This is a genomic window from Bradyrhizobium sp. AUGA SZCCT0176 (assembly GCF_018130145.1).
GTDB lineage: Bacteria > Pseudomonadota > Alphaproteobacteria > Rhizobiales > Xanthobacteraceae > Bradyrhizobium.
In genome coordinates, this window is record NZ_JAFCMB010000009.1 from 32,959 (window position 1) to 50,316 (window position 17,358).

The window sequence follows — 17,358 nt, forward strand, 5'->3', positions numbered from 1 at the left end:
GCTCCCTCTGTTGCCTGGGAAGTGTAACGCCGATCGCCGCTGGCGGCCAGCCGCGCTGGTGTTCAGGAGTTGCCGCGCGATCGCATGACGCGATCATAGACCGCGAACGCCGCCGCCAGCGCACAGCCGGCGATGATGCCGACCGTAAGATCCTCGATCAGCGTGAGGCCGAAAGTGGCGAGCAGCACGCCGGCGCCGCGCCAATCGTGCAGCAGATCCAGGAATTCTTCCTTCTCCGCCATGTTCCAGCACACCACGACCAGCACGCCCGCCAGCGCCGACAGCGGGATGAAGCTTGCCAGCGGCGCTGCGACCACCATGAACACAAGCACGAACAGCGCATGCATCATGCCGGAGACCGGGCTGACGGCACCGGCGCGAATATTGGTGGCCGTACGCGCGATCGTTCCGGTAACGCAGATGCCGCCGAACAGTGCGGAGGCGACGTTGGCGACACCCTGCGCCACGACTTCCATGTTGTAGCGGTGCTTGCGCCCCGTCATGCCATCGGCGACCTTGGCCGAGAGCAGGCTCTCGACCGCACCCAGCAGCGTGAAGGAGAGCGCGGCCGGCAACACTTCGAGTACGGACGCATACGAGATCGATGGCAACCGCGGTCCCGGCAATCCGTCCGGCAGCTGGCCAAAGCGGCTGCCGATGGTCTCGACCGGCAAACCGAACAGCCATGCCGCCACCGACGCGAGCGTCACCGCGATCAGCATGCCCGGCCAGTTCGGCGCCAGCCGCCGCAGCAGGAAGATCAAGGCGACCGTGCCGATGCCGACCGCAAGTGCGGCCGCGCTGATGGTCGGCAGCGCCTGACCGAGTGCCGCAAGCTTGGGCAGCAACGGTCCGGGTTCGGCACCGCCTAATTTCAGGCCGCCGAGATCGCGCAGCTGGCTGGCAAAGATCGTGACCGCGATGCCGCAGGTGAAGCCGACGGTCACGGCGTGCGGAATGTAGCGAATGAGCGCGCCAAGCCGCAGCAGGCCGATCAGGGCCAGCATGAACCCGGAGAGGAAGACGGTCAGCAACAGGCCTTCCAGGCCGAATTTGGTGACGGTGGCCGCGACCAGCACGATGAAAGCGCCGGCCGGGCCGCCGATCTGATAGCGGCTGCCGCCGAGCGCCGAGACTAAAAAGCCGCCGATGACGGCGGCATATAATCCCCGCTCGGGCGAAACCCCCGAGGCGACGGCGATCGCCATCGACAGCGGCAGCGCCACGATCGCAACCGTCAGCGCCGCCAGCATATCGCGGCGGAGGTGGCCAAGATTGTATCCCTCGGCCAGCACGGTAGCGAGTTTCGGACGATAGGTATGGGCCGTAGCGGAGCCGTCAGGCATTGCGGGTAAGCCGATTTAGACTTGGGCATCATAGCCGAGGACCGGATACGGGGCCATGCGCGGAAAATGCGTTTCCTCCGCAACTTTCGTTTGATCCGGATCAGGCGCCGGTCAGCATGCCCCTGCGTCCTTGAGACCGCGATAGGCTGATATCGCGGCGCTCCGCAACCTTTGCCGTTGCCGGCGATAGCCCGGTGGCCGGCGTTGGCCTGGATTATCGCCTTGAGCCGACAGTCCGGGCCTTGCGAAGCGCTTGAGATCGCGAAGATCGCCGAGCGTGCGTTGCAGCTGCTTCGCTGGCTTGTGGACGTGACGGAATTCGCTATCGCCGAACACCGGGACGATGCCCGTCAGCGCCTCCAGCATGTAGCGAAATCGCTTCGCCCTGATCCGCAGCCGGTGACGATCTGATGCGCCGAGGGCTTTGAGCCGCCGGCCTTTGCGGATCAGCCGCCGGCGCCAGCGATTGAGCTCGCGCTTGCAATAGGCCTTCAGCGGCCTTGCGGACTTGCGGCGCAGCATCCGCTCCCAACGCGGGAGCCATGATCCGCCCCCGATCCAGCCGGACATCGCCTCGATCAGGTCATGAAATCGCGGGGAACGCAGGCAGCGAACCATCCGGCGATGATCGCGCGTCTGATGCGCATCGAGATCCTCGCCGATCATGCGTTGCGCCCAGTCCCGGTACCGTTCGCGGCGTGCATATTCCACGACCACGTCGCTGTCGCGCGCGGCGCCGAGCGAGCCGTTCAGCCATGCAAGCTCCTTCTTCAGGCGTCGCCATTCCGCATCAACCACGATCGAAGCGAAGAAGAATACGGCGGACCGCAGCCGGGTAATGGCGACACGAATCTGATGCACGGCTTCGGCATCGCCGGCGCAGGCGCTGCTGTGATGCAGCCTGACCTTGCCGACGCAGTCGAGCGCGATTTTCTGGAACGCGGTCGCGCAATCGAACTGAATCGCCGAAGCGGCCTTGCGCGGGCCCATTTTGGTTTTGCCAGCGCCCTTCATCTGACACGCCCGATGGCGGGCCGAGCATATAGGCTGCCGCACCGCAAAGGTTTCATCCCCGTCACGCGCTCCGGTCGAACTCGCCTAACATGGCCTGACCCGTCGCACGGCGCCAGCCCGTACGGCCGGCCAAAAGCAGGCCGCGGCTTGCGGAAATGATCACCGCAACCGTCAAGCCGGGATAGAGAGTTTTGTGTCAGGCCAATCAGCAGTTGAGATGCCTTACGTCGTTCGGCCTATCGCTCTTAGAGCCGGCGTGGCGACCAGAACGCCACCGAGTAGATTGCGGCAAATCCGAGAAACGCCGCAGCCCAGGCAATACCGGCAGCCACCAGCAGCGGACCCGTGTGGTCCGTTTCCAGCACGGCGCAGACCCGCGCGAGGGCGGCGATAATCACCGCAGCGTAAATCAGCTGTGTCGCCGGAGACGCTTGGAGCCGCTGTCCGGTATGACCGAGCGTTGCCCGGCTCATCACCGCCAGTGTCATGGTGCCGATCGCTCCTCCCGTCCACGCATGGATTCCAGCGCTCGGCGCCACGAGGTCGAAGGCGCTGAGCGCGGTGAGGATGAATCCCGCCGGGACGAACGCATAGGCAACGTGCAGGATCAGCACCAGCCGGTCGGCGAATGTCCGATATCCGGTCCAGCGCACAAGCCGGATCAGGTGCATGCCGCCGCAGACCAGCAACAATCCGCCGGTGGTCCGGTCCAGCGGTCGCACAACCCAGAACAGGAGGACGAGCACGCTCAAGGCGATGGTCGCGACATCGAAGCGGCCGAACGGCGCGGGCATCTGGCCGGGAGTTCGTTTTGCCAGCCAGTTGCGGGTGAAGCTTGGAATGATCCTCCCGCCGATCAGCGCAATGAGGCTGATCACCACGGCGATGCCGCCACGGGTGGTGTATTCGGCCAAGCCTTCGAAATGCGCCTCCAGATGAAACGCCAGATTGCCGGCGGCGAGCAGGCTGATGATGGCGACGATCATGAGATTGCCCCACTTCTTGCCCGCAATGATCTCGCGCGCGGCGGAAGCCGCCAGCAGGATGAGAAACACCGAATCGATCGCCGCGGCCGGCGCCCAGCCAATCCAGGCCGAAATGCTGACGGCAATTCGGCCTGCAACCCAGGTCGAGAACAGCAGGATCAGCGGCCTGCCCTGCAGCGGCAATCTGCCCGTCCAGTTCGGCACCGCTGTGAGCAGAAAACCGGCGACAACGGCCGCGATATATCCGAACAGCATCTCATGGACATGCCAGTCCCTGGGCGCGAACGCCGTGCTGAGCTGCAGCCGACCGTAAAACACCGGCAGCCACATCAGAATGATGGCACCAGCATAGACGGATCCGAAAAAGAAGAACGGCCGGAAGCCATACGAAAACAAGGCGGGGCCTCGATAATCTCTCAAGCGCGATACTGACATGATCTGGACCCTGCTCTGGCTGTTGCTGGCCGCACCCTAGCCGGCGCGAAGCGCGCCCTCTTTGTCGAGGCGCAAAGACGACGGCCCCGCCCAGGCGTATTCGCAAGAAGGTTCAGCAAAATGGAGATAGACGATGCGAATCTTTGCGCGACTACGGACGGGCTTGGGACTGTTGCCGATCCAGCCTCAGGACGACTCGAAAACCACTCGCGACGGGACAGAAATGGCTGCGACGGCACCATCCAGTTCCCCTACAGCCGAAAGCATGTGCTGCGGCCATTGTTCAGGCAACGCCGAAGGGCACATTTCGGAACTGCCTGGCGCGCGATAAAACAAGGAAAGCGGCCGACAAGGCCGCTTTCCGTTCTTTCATGCCATCAATTTATTTCGCTGCCGTCTTTGTCGCGGCAAGCTTTGCGAACAGCCCGGCAAATACCTGTTTGGCTTTGCCGACCTGAGGCACGGCCTTGGCCTGCTCCTCATTGGCGGGCGTCCCCACCACGATCATCGCCACCATGCCCATGCCGTAATGTGGCGCGCATTTGACGCCATAGATTCCGGCCTGATCGAATTTGGCGGCGACATCCTCACCCATCTTTCCGATGAAGGTGGCCCCGCCGTCCGGCAGCATGCCTTCGATGGTCTCCGCGTTATGCCCCTTGTCGGTCGACACGAACTTGACGGTATCGCCCGGCGCAACCTTTACCAGGGCCGGCTCGAAAACCATCAATCCTTCGGTTCCCTTGTTGAGCATCTTGACTTCGACTTCGGCCGCCGTTGCGCCACCGGCCACCGCCATGGCTGCGGCCACCACGACCATTACCAAATATCTGCGCATCCTGATCTCCTGTCGATCGGTCGGGTCTCCATTCGGACCCCATGCGCGCCTTCTAGTCCCCAATCGCCGGGCGGAACTTGTTTTAGCGCAAGCTCCCAGCCGATTGTCGCGGTATGATGAGGCTGCAGCGGCGGTCACGCCAAATGACGGCGGCCGATTGCCACCCCTAGTTCTACGTCCGATTTCAGAACGGCATCCGGAACCTCCCATGGCCCCCCTCGACCGTTCAATTGTCGCAAATGTCCCGATCTTCGCCTCCTTGAGCGCCGACGATCTCGACGCCATGCTGTGCGACGCCCGATCGGTCAGATATCCGAAAGACAGCAGCGTATTCGACCAGGGCGGCGAAGCTCATTCGTTCTTCGTTTTGCTGCACGGCCATCTACGGGTTGAAAAGACCACGCCGCAGGGCCAGCAAATCGTGGTTCGCTACGTCTCGGCGGGTGAATTGTTTGGCGTCGCGCGGGCGCTGGCGCTCAAAAATTATCCGGCAACTGCGATTGCGGTCGTCGACAGCGTGGCCTTGTCGTGGCCATCGGCGCTATGGCCGCAGCTGACCGCGAAGTTCCCGGCGCTGGCGGCAGGCGCGTTGCAGACCGTCGGCAGCAGATTGCAGGATACGCAGGACCGCGTCCTCGAAATGTCCAGCGAACAGGTCGAGCAGCGCGTCGCGCATGCGCTGCTGCGCCTGGCCAAGCAGGCAGGCCGCAAGGTCGAGCATGGCGTCGAGATCGATTTTCCGATCAGCCGGCAGGATGTCGCCGAGATGACCGGCACCACCCTGCACACTGTGAGCCGCATTCTCAGCGCATGGGAGCAACAGGGCCTGGTCGAGGGCGGACGACAGCGCATCGTGCTGCGCGATCCCCACCGACTGTTCGAAATCGCGGAAGGCCAAGGCAAATAAGATCGACCGGTAAGATCGGCAACTAGGACCCGTTCAGGCTTGAACGACGGCGCGCAGTGCCGTCAGGAACGCACCGCCGTCTACCTCGTGCTCGCGGCTGGCTTCGTCAATCGAGTGGAATGTCGCGATCGGGCAGCCGACGCAACCCATCCTGAAATCCATGAACACCCGTATCGAAGCAGGCCAGCGGTTCATCACCTGGTCGACCGTCATGTCAGGCGTAGGCATGCTCTTTTTCATGCTGCCAGCCTAGGCACCCGACGACTTCTTTCTTTGTTCGGGAGCAAACAGCGGCGCGATTGGTCTTCTTTCCGGAAAGCTTGCGCTGGCGCAAAGAGCGCTTCCGATCCTTGGGGCACAAGGGTGACACGAAATTCAAATGCAGACACCAACAGGAGAGTGTCATGATCACCCGCCGTATCGCATTGCTCGGCGTCGCAGTCGCCGCGCTTGTCGTTGCTGTCCCCGCGCTGGCCGCCGACGATCTCAACCTGCCGCGTCAGGCGGTTGCGCTGGTGGCGCCGCCGTTCGTGCATCCGCACGAACAGGCCACCAAGGAAGGCCCGAAGATCATCGAGTTCAAACTTGTCATCACGGAGAAGGAAGTCGTCATCGACGAGGCCGGCACCAAGTTCCAGGCGATGACCTTCAACGGCTCGATGCCCGGTCCGCTGATGGTCGTCCATGAAGGCGATTACGTCGAGGTGACGCTGGTCAACCCCGAAACCAATGCGATGCCTCATAACATCGACTTCCATGCCGCGACGGGCGCATTGGGCGGCGGCGCTCTGACCCATGTAAACCCCGGCGAACAGGTGGTTCTGCGCTGGAAAGCAACGCGCACCGGAACGTTCATCTATCACTGTGCCCCGGAAGGCATGATTCCCTGGCACGTCGTGTCGGGCATGCACGGCACCGTGATGGTGCTGCCGCGCGACGGCCTGAAAAACCGCGAGGGCAAGGCGCTGCGCTACGACCGCCTCTATTACGTTGGCGAGAACGACCTCTACGTGCCCAAGGACGAGAAGGGAAAATACAAGAGCTACGAAACGGTCGGAGAATCGTTCGCCGACACCACCGAGGTCATGCGCAAGCTGATCCCGACCCACGTCGTCTTCAACGGCAAGGTCGGCGCCCTCACCGGCAAGAATGCGATGACGTCGAAGGTCGGCGAGACCGTCATGATCGTTCATTCGCAGGCCAATCGCGACAGCCGTCCGCATCTGATCGGCGGTCACGGCGATTACGTCTGGGAGACCGGCAAGTTCGTCAACCCGCCGGAGAAGGATCTCGAGACCTGGTTCATTCGTGGCGGCTCAGCAGGAGCTGCGCTCTACACGTTCAGGCAGCCCGGCATCTACGCCTACGTCAACCACAACCTGATCGAGGCCGTCGAACTCGGCGCCACTGCCCACTTCAAGGTCGAGGGCAAATGGAACAACGACCTCATGAAGCAGGTACAGCCTCCCGGCCCGATCCTGCCCGGCAAGTCCAGCGCGGCTGATGCTGTGGTGAAAACCAGATAACGACCTCGCGGCCTGAAGCAATTGCTGCGGGCCGCGGTGACCGGAGGACCGCCCCATGCTGCTCGCCATGAAAATCAAGGCCGCGATAACAGCGGCCGTTCTGGCCAGTCCGATCGCGCTGACGGTCGCCCCTGTTGCCCACCCCGTCGATTCCGCGATCACCGAAATTGCCGCAAAACCGTTTCAGTATCGGCTCGCCGGCGATTTCTCCCGCGACGGCAAACCCGCGCCAGCCCCGCTGCGTGAAGCGCTTCTAGCCGCCAGCATCAAGATCATGAACCGTCAGGTCACCGCGGGCGAATATGCGCGCTGCGCCGATGACGGCCGATGTCCTAAAATCCCGCAAGCCTCCGCGATGGCGGAGCGTCCGATGGTCGGCGTCAGCTGGCGCGATGCAACGGCCTATGCCGAATGGATGACGAACAAGACCGGGGTCCTGCACCGCCTTCCCACCGACGAGGAATGGGTGTTCGCAGCCGGCCAGAAGGTCCGCGACGAAGCGCTGCCGCTGGTCGACCCGGTCGATCCCGCGCAGGCCTGGATTGCGCGTTACGAGGCGGAAGCCAACCGGGCACGGCCCGGCGCGCTCGACCCGCAACCGGTCGGCGCCTTCGGTCGCAACGAAAACGGGCTGCTGGATGTCGGCGGCAATATCTGGGAATGGACCAACAGCTGCTTCCTTCGCATGACGCTGGAGCCGACGGGGGCTGCGCGCGTGACCAACACCAATTGCGGCGTTCGCGTCGTGCAGGGCGCCCACCGGACCTATATGACCGACTTCATCCGCGATCCTCGCACCGGCGGCTGCGCCGCCGGCGCGCCACCCGCCAATCTCGGCTTCCGCCTGGTAGTCGAAGACAAAAACTGGCCAGCGCTGCAAAGAATGATCGTCGCGACCTTCACGCCGGGTTAGAACGGCCCACGTCAGGTCATGAATTGTCGCGCCGCGATCAACCCGCGTGCTCGATGGCGCGGATGGCGCCGCGCAGTTCAGCCAGCCCACGCAGCCGGCCGATCGCGGTGTAGCCGGGATTGGTGCGCTTGGTCTCGGCGAGATCGTCGAGCATGCGATGGCCGTGGTCCGGCCGGAATATGATTTTTTCACCTGCCGAACGTTTCCGGTTTTCGCTCAGCAATGCCTTGAGAACAGCGATCATGTCGACGTCGCCATCGAGATGGTCGGATTCGAAGAACGACAGGCCGTCGGCCTCGCGCTTGGTCGCGCGCAGATGCGCAAAGCCGATCCGCGGCGCGAATTGTCTCGCGATCGCCGGCAGATCGTTCTGCGCACGTACGCCGAGCGAGCCGGTGCAAAAGCAGATGCCGTTCGCCTTGGAAGGAACCGCGTCGAACAGCGCCTGGTAGTCTTCCGCCGATGAAGCGATGCGCGGCAGACCGAACAGCGGCCGCGGCGGATCGTCCGGATGCAGCGTCAGCGTCACGCCAAGCTGCTCAGCAACGGGCGTGACGCGCGCGAGAAACTCGATCAGATGCTGGCGCAGCACCGCGGTGGTGATGCAGCTATATTGCTGCAAGCGGTCGCGGAACTGCGGAATGGTCAGGGGATCGGTGGTCGATCCCGGCAAGGCGCTGGCGATGTTGGTGACGAGGACATCGATATCGGCCTGCGTCATCCCGGCGTGAAGCTGCTTGGCACGGGCGCGCGCGCTTTCCGAATATTCCGCCGCCGCTTCCGGGCGCTGCAGGATGTGCAGATCGAACGCCGCGAACCGTTCCTGGTCGAAACGCATCGCCTTGGCGCCGCTCGGCAGTTCCCATTCCAGATCGGTTCGGCACCAGTCCACGACAGGCATGAAATTGTAGCAGATGATCTTGATCCCGGCGGAGGCCACCGCCTCCAGGCTCGCGATCCAGGCCTCGATCGAGCGCGTCGCCCTACCGCCGAGCCGCTTGACGTCGTCGGGGATCGGAATCGATTCCACCACCGACCAGGTCAGCTGCGAACGACCGGGCTGGCTTTTCTCGATGATGTGCTTGCGCTGCTCGACGCCTGATCGCGTCCAGGCTTCGCCGATCGGCACCTGGTGCAGCGCGGTGACCACGTCGGTGGCACCGGCCTGGCGGATATCGTCGAGCGACACCGGATCGTCCGGCCCGTACCACCGCCATCCCTGCAGCATCATGGGAAATCTCCTGAATATCTTCCGGTCACTGTGCCGTCAGCACGACCTTGACGCTCTGCGAGCGGTCGAGCGCGAGGCGAACCGCATCGGGTGCGACCGACAGCGGACGCTCGGCGGTCACCAGCGACAGCACATCGACGCTGCCGTCGGAAATCAGTTCCACCGCGGTCATGAATTCCGGCCCGAAGCGGAACGAGCCGCGCAGATCGATCTCCTTGGCCATGACAGCGTTCGCCGGCGTTGGAATTTGCCCGCCTGGCAGATTGCCGATCTGGACGACGACGCCGCCGCGCCTGACCGCGCCGATCGCGCTCGCGAGACCCGCCGCCGTGCCGGAAACTTCAAATGCGACATCGTAGGGCGCGACAGCCTTCAGGGCTTCATCGCCTTTGGAGATGTCGATGACATGGTTGGCGCCGAGCCGCGTGGCGAACGCCAACGGCGCGGCGGCGATATCGACGACGGTCACTTCGGCAATGCCGGCGCGGCGCGCGGCCAACATCGTCAGCAGGCCAATGGGACCCGAGCCGAACAGCACCGCACGTTTTCCGCTGACATCGCCGGCGCGGGCGACCGCGTGCAGGCAGACTGCCAGCGGCTCGGCCAGTGCCGCCGCCTGGTACGTCACATGGTCCGGAATCCTGACGCATTGCGCGGGAATGGCATCGAACAGGCTGGAAAACCCGCCCTGCATGTGCGGCGTCTTGGAAGCCGAGCCCATGAAGAAGATGTTCTCGCACAGGTTCAACCGGCCCTCGCGGCACGGCGTGCAGTGGCCGCACCAGCGCGACGGATTGACGGCGACGCGATCGCCGGTCTTCAAGCCGGGCGCGCTGCCCGAGATCTCGACGACTTCGCCTGCGATCTCATGGCCGAGCACCAGCGGCGAGGTGACGACGAAATCGCCGGTGCGGGCATGGCGGTAGTAATGCATGTCCGAGCCGCAAATGCCGCCGGCGCCGAAGCGAATCCGCACCATGCCTGACGCCAACGGATCGAGCGGCCGCTCGACCATGCGCAGGTCCTCGGGGCCAAACAGTGTTGCAGCCAAAGCCATCGATGTCATTTTGCAAGTCCCATATATTTTGGCAGCCAGAGCGTCAGCTCCGGGATGTAGGTGATCGCGACGAGCGCCAGCAACAGCGGCACCAGCCAGGGGAGGATCGCCATCGTCGTGCGCTCGACCGAGAGCTTTGCGACGCGGGCGAGAACGAACAGCACCATGCCGAGCGGCGGGTGCAACAGGCCGATCATCAGGTTCAGCGTCATGATCAGCCCGAAATGAATGGGATCGATGCCCAATTTCAGCACGATCGGCAGCAGGATCGGCACCAGAATGGTAATCGCGGCGATGGTGTCGATGAAGCAGCCGACGAACAGGATCAGGATGTTCGCCAGCAGCAGGAACACCCATTTGTTCTGGGTGATCCCGAGCATCGTGTCGGTCAGGATTTGAGCAGCCTGCGACACCGTCAGCAACCAGGCGAAGATCGAGGCCGCCGTGACGATGAACAGCACGGACGCGGTGGTCTCGATGGTGTCGAACGTCGCCTTCGCCACGGTCTGCATCGTCATCGAGCGATAGCGCACCAGCCCCAGGAACAGCGACCAGATCACGGCGGCAACCGCGGCCTCCGTCGGCGTGAACCAGCCCAGCGTCATGCCGCCGATCAGGATGACCGGTGCCATCAGCGCCATCACGGCGGAGAAATCGAAATACCAGTCAATCGCCAGCAACGCCGCAAGGCCGATCCCGACCGCCATGTTGGTCGAGAGCCCGGCGAGCACCAGCAACCACACCCCAAGCGGAAAACACAGGACGACGACGATCTCGAGCCCGGCCGATCCAACCTGCCGCCAGGAGAACGGCGTATCGGCGCCCCAGCCGTTCTTGTGGGCGAAATAGGCCACCGTCGCCATCATCATCAAGGTCATGACGAGGCCGGGAATGAGGCCTGCGAGAAACAGCGCGCCGATCGAGACGTTAGCCATCATGCCGTAGATCACGAACGGCAGCGACGGCGGGATGATCGGCCCGAGAGTAGCCGAGGCCGCGGTCACGCCGACCGAAAATTCCGTCGAATAGCCGTGGTCCTTCATCGCCTTGATTTCGATGGTGCCGAGGCCCGCGGCATCCGCGATCGCGGTGCCGGACATGCCGGAAAAGATCACCGAGCCGACGATGTTGACGTGGCCGAGGCCGCCGCGCATCCAGCCTACCAGCGCGACCGCAAAGCTGTAGATGCGCCCGGTGACGCCGGCGATGTTCATCAGATTGCCGGCGAGAATGAAGAAGGGAACCGCGAGCAGCGGAAAGCTCTCGACACCAGCGATCATGCGCTGCGCCAGCGTCACGTCGGGCGTGATGCCGGTGACGAGAATATACAACAGCGACGACACCGCCATCGCCAGCGCGACGGGAAGGCCGACCAGCATCAACAGCAGAAATGCCCCAAGCAACAGCAGCATGGCGTCAGCCTTCCGTTCCGTCGAACGCGCCGGGGCGCTCCAGTATCGAATAGCCCCGCCGCCAGTTTTCGATCGCGATCTGGATCGAGCGGCCGAACATCAGCACGAAGCCGAGCAACACGGCGTAGTAGACAAAACCTTTTTCAATCTTGATCGTCGTCATCCGCTCTTCGCCGATGATCTGGATGTAGACCCAGACCAGCTTGATCGCATATCCGAAGAACGCGATCCGGATCAGGTCGATCACGGTCGAGAGCGCACGCGCCGCCGCATGCGGCAGATACCGGAACACCAGGTCGACCTGGATGTGCCGCGACAGCCGCACGCACATCGACGAGCCGATAAACACCACGCCGATCAGGCAATAGGTCGCGATCTCCTCGGTCCAGGCATAGCTGTCGTTGAGGACATAGCGGGTGAAGAACTGCAGGAATACGCACAGCGCCATGATCCAGAAGATCGCGAGCGCCAGCCAGTCTTCGAACGCATACCCACTGAGGTCGGCGCCCTTCGGCGCCTCGTCCTCGAACGTATGCGCGATCTCCTCCGCCGTGATCTGCTTGTGCACTTCAGCCGTAGACATGCGTTTAATCCCCAAGTCGCGTCGCGTGATTGACTCACGTCATTCCGGGGCGGCTCGGAGAGCCGAACCCGGAATCTGGAGATCCCGGGTTCGACGCTGACGCGTCGCCCCGGGATGACGACTTCGTCGTCACTTCACCGCCTGGATGCGATCCCAGTCGGCCTTGCGGTAGTCGAAGCTTTCAAAGCTCGTGGTCTTGATCACGGTGTCACGGAACGCGGCCTTGTCGACCTCGGTGACGGTGAGACCCTTCTGCTTGAAGAAATCGACCAGCTTGGCTTCGTTGACCTTGATCTCGCCGGTTGCCTTGGCAGCGGCTTCCTGGGTCACTTCGGTGAAGATCTTGCGATCCTCTTCGCTGAGCTTCTTCCAGAGCCCACCGGAAATGATCGTGTTGAGGTGGTCGACGATGTGACCGGTCAGCACGATGTGCTTCTGCACCTCGTAGAACTTCTTCGCCTCGATGGTGGTGAGCGGATTTTCCTGGGCTTCCACGGTGCCGTTCTGCAACGCCAGGTAAACCTCGGCGAAGGCGATGGGCGCGGTGTTGGCGCCGCAGGCGCGCGGCATCGCCAGATACGCCGGCACGTCGGGCACGCGTATCTTGAGGCCCTTCATGTCCGCGCAGGCCTTGATCGGCCGGTTCGACGAAGTGTGACGCACGCCGTAATAGGTCACCGCCACGATGCGGTGGCCGGTCTTGTCTTCATAGCCCTTGGTGAGGTCCTTGAAGACATCGCTCTTGGTGTAGGCCAGGAGATGATCGGCATCGCGGAAGGTGTAGGGATAATAGGTCACGCCGATCGGCGGGAAGCTCTTGGCGGCGAAGCTGGAGCCGGAGATGATGATGTCGACCGAACCCAGCGAAAGGCCCTGGTTGATGTCGGCTTCCTTGCCGAGCTGCGAGGCCGGATAGACGTCGACCGCATAGCGGCCGTTGGTGCGCTTGCCGATCTCCTGCGCGGCCCACACCGAAGCGGTGTGGAACGGCTCTGACGTCTCATAGACGTGCGCCCATTTGAGTTTGGTCTGCGCCATACCGGCGCTGGTGGCGGCAACAAGCGCGGCAGCGGAAGCCGCCACTACAATCGTCAATTTCTTCAACATGAAATCTCCTCCGTTGTTACATTTGCTTTTCTTACTCAACCGTCTCAGCCATTTGGCCGAACCGTTCGAATACCTGATCAGCCGCTCCTGGCCTGCGCGCGAGGGGATGGGGCTTCGGTTCCAAAATTTTGTGCAAAGCGTTCCTGCGAACGCGCCAGATGCTCGCGCATGGTAAGGCGCGCGGCGTCGGGATCGCGCGCGGCGATGGCGTCGCGGATCGCCTGATGCTCACTGAGCGCGGCGCCCCAGGATTCCGGGTTCTCGAAATAATGCGCCAGCTTGGCGAAATAGGGATTGAGCCGCTGGTCGAACAGTTCGCCGACGACGCGAACCAGCACGGCGTTATCGAGACTTCCCGCCACCGCGACATGGAACGCGCGGTCATGGATCATCGAGGCGTCGCCGGGATGCTGGGTGTTTGCCATCGCCAGCAGCGAGGCGTCGATGCGCGCGATATCTTCCGGCTTCGCCACCCTCGCCGCCTGCTCGGCGATGGCGCCTTCGATGAATTCGCGGGCGCGCAGCAATTCAAACGGCCCTTCGATCATTGCGGAGGCCGGCAAAGGCGTGGCAAGCGCGGCCGGGTCGCTGACATAGATTCCGGAGCCGACACGAATGCGAACACGTCCTTCGACTTCGAGCGCGATCAGCGCTTCGCGCACGGTGGGACGGGAGACCTTCAATTGTTCGGCGATATCGCGTTCGGTCGGGAGCCTGGAGCCGACGGCGTATTCGCCGCTGTCGATCAAGGCGCGCAGCTGATCGGCAACCTGGCGGTATAGGCGTCGCGCTTCCACTGCCTCTAACGGCACGCTGGTTTCCTCCGAACGACCTCGTGGATCGATTCTTTTCTAGTTGGCTCTGGCCAATCGGCTGGTCCAAGCCAAACCGACTAATCGGTAAATTGGCCTTACCAATTGACCAAACATTGACCTTACGGCCGCGCTATGTCAAGGCGAATGGCGAAAATTCCGCCATTCCAACCGCAAGGAGGCCGATTTGCGCCTCTCGAACGCCAGCCTCGCCCGGCTCCCCGGCCATATCCGCCGCCCCGGTTACGACCGGGCACGGGTCACATCAGGCATCGTCCATCTCGGAATCGGCGCCTTCCACCGTGCGCACCAGGCGGTCGTGATCGACGACCTGCTCGCAAACGGCGCGACGGACTGGGGAATCATCGGCGCCAGCCTTCGAAGTTCGGACACCTACGACGCCCTCGCCCCGCAGGATTGTCTCTATGCGGTTGCCGTTCGCTCCGGCGCGGGCACTGAACACCGGATCATCGGCTCGGTGCTGCAGACGGAAGTCGCCAAGAGCAACCCCGCGCAATTGATCGCGCGCATGGCTGATCCCGCCACGCGCATCGTCTCGCTGACGATCACCGAGAAAGGCTATTGCCACACGCCGCAGACCGGCGAACTCAACGCTGACCATCCCGATATCGTCCACGACCTCGCAAACCCGGATGCACCGCGATCGGCTCCGGGATTCATCGTGGCCGCGTTGGCGCGCCGCCGCGCGGCTGATATCGCGCCCTTCACCGTCCTCTCCTGCGACAATCTTTCGGGCAACGGCCATACCGTGAAACGGATCCTGACGCAGTTCGCTCACCTGCGCTCGCCCGAGCTTGGAAAGTGGATCGCCGATCACGTCGCCTGCCCGTCGACGATGGTCGATCGCATCGTGCCCGAAACCACTGACGCCGATCGCGCGGCGGTCTCGTCCGAACTCGGCATGACCGACGCATGGCCCGTGATATCAGAGCCGTTCACGCAATGGATCGTCGAAGACAATTTTCCGGCCGGCCGCCCCGATTTCGCACGCGCCGGCGTGCAGCTCGTCACTGATGTGACACCGTTCGAACACATGAAGCTGCGGCTGCTCAATGCCAGCCATTCGGCGCTGGCCTATCTCGGCTATCTCGCGGGCCATGAGACCATTGCCGCTGCGATGACTGACGATCGCTTTGCGGCGTTCGCCCATGGCGTGATGCAAGAATCCGCCGTGACGCTTTCGATGCCCGAGGGGACTGACCTGGCGGGATACAGCGCCTCGCTTCTCGAGCGCTTTGCCAACCCCGCCCTGCGTCACCGCACCTGGCAGATCGCGATGGACGGATCGCAGAAACTGCCGCAGCGGCTGCTCGGCACGATGCAGGACCGGCTGCGGCAGGGCTTGCCGATCGATACGCATGCGCTCGCCGTCGCAGGCTGGATGCGCTACGTCACGGCCAGCGATGAAAAGGAACAGGCGATCGATGTCCGCGATCCCCTCGCGGCGCACCTGGCCGCGATCGCCAAAAAAGCCGGCCCCGTCGCAGATCGGCTGGCGCCGGCGTTGCTCGACGTTAGTTCGATCTTCGGCGAATTTGGAAACGACCCCCGCCTGCGCGACGCGGTGACGCGCGCGCTGGCGCAGCTCTACGAATTGGGCGCCCGTCGGGCGGTGCAGGCCTGGCGGCCAGCATAAGCGACGGCGCTGGTCGCGGCGCATTGCTTCGCAGGGTTCCGATTTCCGCGGCGCCAAATGCCAAATATTGAGTAGCCGGGAACATTCCGAATCCGGGAACATTCGGTAAGCGGTGGGGTTGGTGTTCATCGACCTGAAGGAGTTCAGTCATGAAGAAATTAATCGTAGTGCTCGCGATTGGCGCCGGCACGCTGCTCGCTACCGGCGCAACGGCCGCACCGCTCTCGAATGGCATTACCGTGATGCCGGATAACGGCATCGAACATGTCAGAATGGTGTGCGACGAATATGGCCAATGCTACCGTACCCGTGGCGGCCGCCGCGTCGTCGTTGAGCGGGAATACGGCGACAGCTACAATTATTACGCTCCGCGCGAGCGATACATTGAACGCCGCGGCTATTACAATGACGGCCCGAGCGTCGGTATCGGCGTGGGACCGGGCGGAGTCGGTGTTGGATTTGGCGCCGGACCGCGCTGGTAGGATTTCAATTTCGCAAGTCGAGGCCGCAGAGAAATCTGCGGCCTTCGGCGCGCCCGGCTTCCGGTACCGCTTGAGGATTTGAGATGGACGAAAACAAGTTCGCCGCGCTGCTCGGTCACGCCGCGCTGAAGATGTGGCCGGAGCTGTCGCGCGACGCCCAGGAAATGTTGTTTGCGGCTGCCGTCGATGACGGCGTCATTGCAAATACGCTCGCAACCTACCTGCACGATCATCATCCCCGGACTGCCCATCCGCCAAAACCGACGGCGCTCGTCTGATTCTGATCTGCATGGCGGCAGAATTTTACAACCGCCGTAGAACTATTCGAAAACCTCTGCTCGCCTGACGCTGACGCTCGCCAGATTGCAAGCACCAAGATTGCAAATCTGGCGCGGACTACGGGAGCGACTTCGCTTCCTCTCGCAGCGCACACCGCTGATAATACTTTCAGAAGACACAACCCTGTGTTTCAATCGGCCCTGCGGAAACCGCAACCGCGTGCGTCCGCAGGCCGGCTCCTGCCCCGATCGCGAATCCCGGCCAGCAGAAAAACAACGCACGGTCTCAAACCATAACAACGGAGGAAATCCATGGACATCGATCGTCGTCAGCTTGCGTTACCGGTACTCGCCATCGGACTTCTCGGCGTGATGCCAGCCTTCGCCGGCGCCGATGAAGATGCGGTCGCCAAGAACCTCGAGGCCTTCCGCACGGCGCAGGCCGCCGCCAACGCTGAGGGGCTCGCCGCGCTTTGCGCAGCCGAACTCAGCTACAGCCACTCGGATGGCCGGGTCGAGGACAAGGCGGCCTTCATCGCCGGCGCGACCAGCGGAAAATCGAAGTGGCTGTCGCTGACCTATAAGGACCCCGCGATCCGCGTCGTCGGCCCGGCCGCGATCGTCCGGTTCCACTGGCTCGGCGAGCAGGAAGCCGTCGCCGACGGCAAGAAGAGCTCCACCAACCTCCACATTCTGATGAACTGGCAGAAGCAGGGATCGGACTGGAAACTGCTGTCGCGCTCGGCGACCAAGCTCGGATAGCAGCCCCGCTTC

At 63.1% G+C, this 17,358-nt stretch carries 17 protein-coding genes and 1 pseudogene; 7 read left to right on the plus strand and 11 right to left on the minus strand.

From position 1 onward, the window contains the following. Positions 1-104: 104 nt before the first annotated feature. From JQ600_RS21455 to JQ600_RS21470, 4 genes and pseudogenes are all read right to left on the minus strand, one after another. A pseudogene (locus tag JQ600_RS21455) lies at positions 105-1,346 on the minus strand (SulP family inorganic anion transporter); the annotation flags it as partial. 111 nt (positions 1,347-1,457) lie between these two features. Further along, positions 1,458-2,360, minus strand: coding sequence for a CHAD domain-containing protein (locus JQ600_RS21460; protein WP_212385955.1), 903 nt, complete (start codon positions 2,358-2,360; stop codon positions 1,458-1,460). 245 nt (positions 2,361-2,605) lie between these two features. Next, a complete protein-coding gene (locus JQ600_RS21465; RefSeq protein WP_249136010.1) occupies positions 2,606-3,781 on the minus strand; it encodes an NnrS family protein in 1,176 nt (391 codons plus the stop codon). Positions 3,782-4,163: 382 nt separating this feature from the next. Then, positions 4,164-4,619 carry a pseudoazurin gene (locus tag JQ600_RS21470; RefSeq protein WP_212490086.1) on the minus strand — a complete coding sequence of 152 codons (456 nt, stop codon included), beginning with the start codon at positions 4,617-4,619 and terminating at the stop codon, positions 4,164-4,166. 208 nt (positions 4,620-4,827) lie between these two features. Here JQ600_RS21470 and JQ600_RS21475 point away from each other — a divergent pair, with 208 nt between their 5' ends. After that, positions 4,828-5,526: a Crp/Fnr family transcriptional regulator gene (locus JQ600_RS21475; RefSeq protein WP_212385953.1), complete on the plus strand. Its 699-nt coding sequence runs from the start codon at positions 4,828-4,830 to the stop codon at positions 5,524-5,526. Positions 5,527-5,559: 33 nt separating this feature from the next. On the opposite strand, the gene JQ600_RS21480 is transcribed toward JQ600_RS21475, so the two are convergent. Continuing rightward, a complete protein-coding gene (locus JQ600_RS21480) occupies positions 5,560-5,754 on the minus strand; it encodes a DUF1858 domain-containing protein (protein WP_212037499.1) in 195 nt (64 codons plus the stop codon). 176 nt (positions 5,755-5,930) lie between these two features. Here JQ600_RS21480 and nirK point away from each other — a divergent pair, with 176 nt between their 5' ends. Together nirK and JQ600_RS21490 are read left to right on the plus strand one after the other, a co-directional pair. Beyond that, positions 5,931-7,052 (plus strand): copper-containing nitrite reductase, encoded by a 1,122-nt coding sequence (gene nirK / locus JQ600_RS21485; RefSeq protein WP_212268121.1) that lies wholly within the window; start codon positions 5,931-5,933, stop codon positions 7,050-7,052. 55 nt (positions 7,053-7,107) lie between these two features. Beyond that, positions 7,108-7,965, plus strand: coding sequence for an SUMF1/EgtB/PvdO family nonheme iron enzyme (locus tag JQ600_RS21490; protein WP_212385952.1), 858 nt, complete (start codon positions 7,108-7,110; stop codon positions 7,963-7,965). A 37-nt stretch (positions 7,966-8,002) separates the two neighbouring features. On the opposite strand, the gene uxuA is transcribed toward JQ600_RS21490, so the two are convergent. From uxuA to JQ600_RS21520, 6 genes are all read right to left on the minus strand, one after another. Beyond that, the gene (uxuA, locus tag JQ600_RS21495) at positions 8,003-9,196 is read right to left on the minus strand and encodes a mannonate dehydratase (protein ID WP_212385951.1); all 1,194 of its coding nucleotides are present in this window, start codon (positions 9,194-9,196) and stop codon (positions 8,003-8,005) included. Between the two features lie 25 nt (positions 9,197-9,221). After that, entirely contained in the window at positions 9,222-10,262 is a 1,041-nt protein-coding gene (locus JQ600_RS21500; RefSeq protein ID WP_212385950.1) for an L-idonate 5-dehydrogenase, read from the minus strand. Beyond that, on the minus strand, positions 10,259-11,665 hold the full coding sequence (locus JQ600_RS21505) for a TRAP transporter large permease (RefSeq protein ID WP_212268129.1): 1,407 nt from the start codon (positions 11,663-11,665) through the stop codon (positions 10,259-10,261). The genes JQ600_RS21500 and JQ600_RS21505 overlap by 4 nt, the downstream gene beginning before the upstream one ends. A gap of 4 nt (positions 11,666-11,669) precedes the next feature. Then, positions 11,670-12,248 carry a TRAP transporter small permease gene (locus JQ600_RS21510; RefSeq protein ID WP_212268131.1) on the minus strand — a complete coding sequence of 193 codons (579 nt, stop codon included), beginning with the start codon at positions 12,246-12,248 and terminating at the stop codon, positions 11,670-11,672. A gap of 129 nt (positions 12,249-12,377) precedes the next feature. Beyond that, positions 12,378-13,355 (minus strand): sialic acid TRAP transporter substrate-binding protein SiaP, encoded by a 978-nt coding sequence (locus tag JQ600_RS21515; RefSeq protein ID WP_212268133.1) that lies wholly within the window; start codon positions 13,353-13,355, stop codon positions 12,378-12,380. Between the two features lie 77 nt (positions 13,356-13,432). After that, a complete protein-coding gene (locus tag JQ600_RS21520) occupies positions 13,433-14,167 on the minus strand; it encodes a FadR/GntR family transcriptional regulator (RefSeq protein WP_212385949.1) in 735 nt (244 codons plus the stop codon). Between the two features lie 187 nt (positions 14,168-14,354). Between JQ600_RS21520 and JQ600_RS21525 the strand changes: the two genes are divergently transcribed. From JQ600_RS21525 to JQ600_RS21540, 4 genes are all read left to right on the plus strand, one after another. Beyond that, positions 14,355-15,824: a mannitol dehydrogenase family protein gene (locus JQ600_RS21525; RefSeq protein WP_212385948.1), complete on the plus strand. Its 1,470-nt coding sequence runs from the start codon at positions 14,355-14,357 to the stop codon at positions 15,822-15,824. A gap of 149 nt (positions 15,825-15,973) precedes the next feature. Beyond that, positions 15,974-16,306 carry a hypothetical protein gene (locus JQ600_RS21530; RefSeq protein ID WP_212385947.1) on the plus strand — a complete coding sequence of 111 codons (333 nt, stop codon included), beginning with the start codon at positions 15,974-15,976 and terminating at the stop codon, positions 16,304-16,306. An 83-nt stretch (positions 16,307-16,389) separates the two neighbouring features. Beyond that, complete coding sequence (locus JQ600_RS21535) at positions 16,390-16,584, plus strand: hypothetical protein (RefSeq protein WP_212385946.1); 195 nt, start codon at positions 16,390-16,392, stop codon at positions 16,582-16,584. 312 nt (positions 16,585-16,896) lie between these two features. Further along, the gene (locus JQ600_RS21540; protein WP_212385945.1) at positions 16,897-17,346 is read left to right on the plus strand and encodes a nuclear transport factor 2 family protein; all 450 of its coding nucleotides are present in this window, start codon (positions 16,897-16,899) and stop codon (positions 17,344-17,346) included. Positions 17,347-17,358 lie beyond the last annotated feature (12 nt).

Bases quoted from the DNA above. Each gene is read 5' to 3' on its own strand.
- uxuA (WP_212385951.1), bottom strand. From the start codon at position 9,196: ATGATGCTGCAGGGATGGCGGTGGTACGGGCCGGACGATCCGGTGTCG.
- JQ600_RS21510 (WP_212268131.1), bottom strand. From the start codon at position 12,248: ATGTCTACGGCTGAAGTGCACAAGCAGATCACGGCGGAGGAGATCGCG.
- JQ600_RS21490 (WP_212385952.1), top strand. From the start codon at position 7,108: ATGCTGCTCGCCATGAAAATCAAGGCCGCGATAACAGCGGCCGTTCTG.
- JQ600_RS21505 (WP_212268129.1), bottom strand. From the start codon at position 11,665: ATGCTGCTGTTGCTTGGGGCATTTCTGCTGTTGATGCTGGTCGGCCTT.
- JQ600_RS21465 (WP_249136010.1), bottom strand. From the start codon at position 3,781: ATGTCAGTATCGCGCTTGAGAGATTATCGAGGCCCCGCCTTGTTTTCG.
- JQ600_RS21470 (WP_212490086.1), bottom strand. From the start codon at position 4,619: ATGCGCAGATATTTGGTAATGGTCGTGGTGGCCGCAGCCATGGCGGTG.
- nirK (WP_212268121.1), top strand. From the start codon at position 5,931: ATGATCACCCGCCGTATCGCATTGCTCGGCGTCGCAGTCGCCGCGCTT.
- JQ600_RS21475 (WP_212385953.1), top strand. From the start codon at position 4,828: ATGGCCCCCCTCGACCGTTCAATTGTCGCAAATGTCCCGATCTTCGCC.
- JQ600_RS21460 (WP_212385955.1), bottom strand. From the start codon at position 2,360: ATGAAGGGCGCTGGCAAAACCAAAATGGGCCCGCGCAAGGCCGCTTCG.
- JQ600_RS21515 (WP_212268133.1), bottom strand. From the start codon at position 13,355: ATGTTGAAGAAATTGACGATTGTAGTGGCGGCTTCCGCTGCCGCGCTT.
- JQ600_RS21480 (WP_212037499.1), bottom strand. From the start codon at position 5,754: ATGCCTACGCCTGACATGACGGTCGACCAGGTGATGAACCGCTGGCCT.
- JQ600_RS21540 (WP_212385945.1), top strand. From the start codon at position 16,897: ATGGACATCGATCGTCGTCAGCTTGCGTTACCGGTACTCGCCATCGGA.
- JQ600_RS21500 (WP_212385950.1), bottom strand. From the start codon at position 10,262: ATGACATCGATGGCTTTGGCTGCAACACTGTTTGGCCCCGAGGACCTG.
- JQ600_RS21530 (WP_212385947.1), top strand. From the start codon at position 15,974: ATGAAGAAATTAATCGTAGTGCTCGCGATTGGCGCCGGCACGCTGCTC.
- JQ600_RS21535 (WP_212385946.1), top strand. From the start codon at position 16,390: ATGGACGAAAACAAGTTCGCCGCGCTGCTCGGTCACGCCGCGCTGAAG.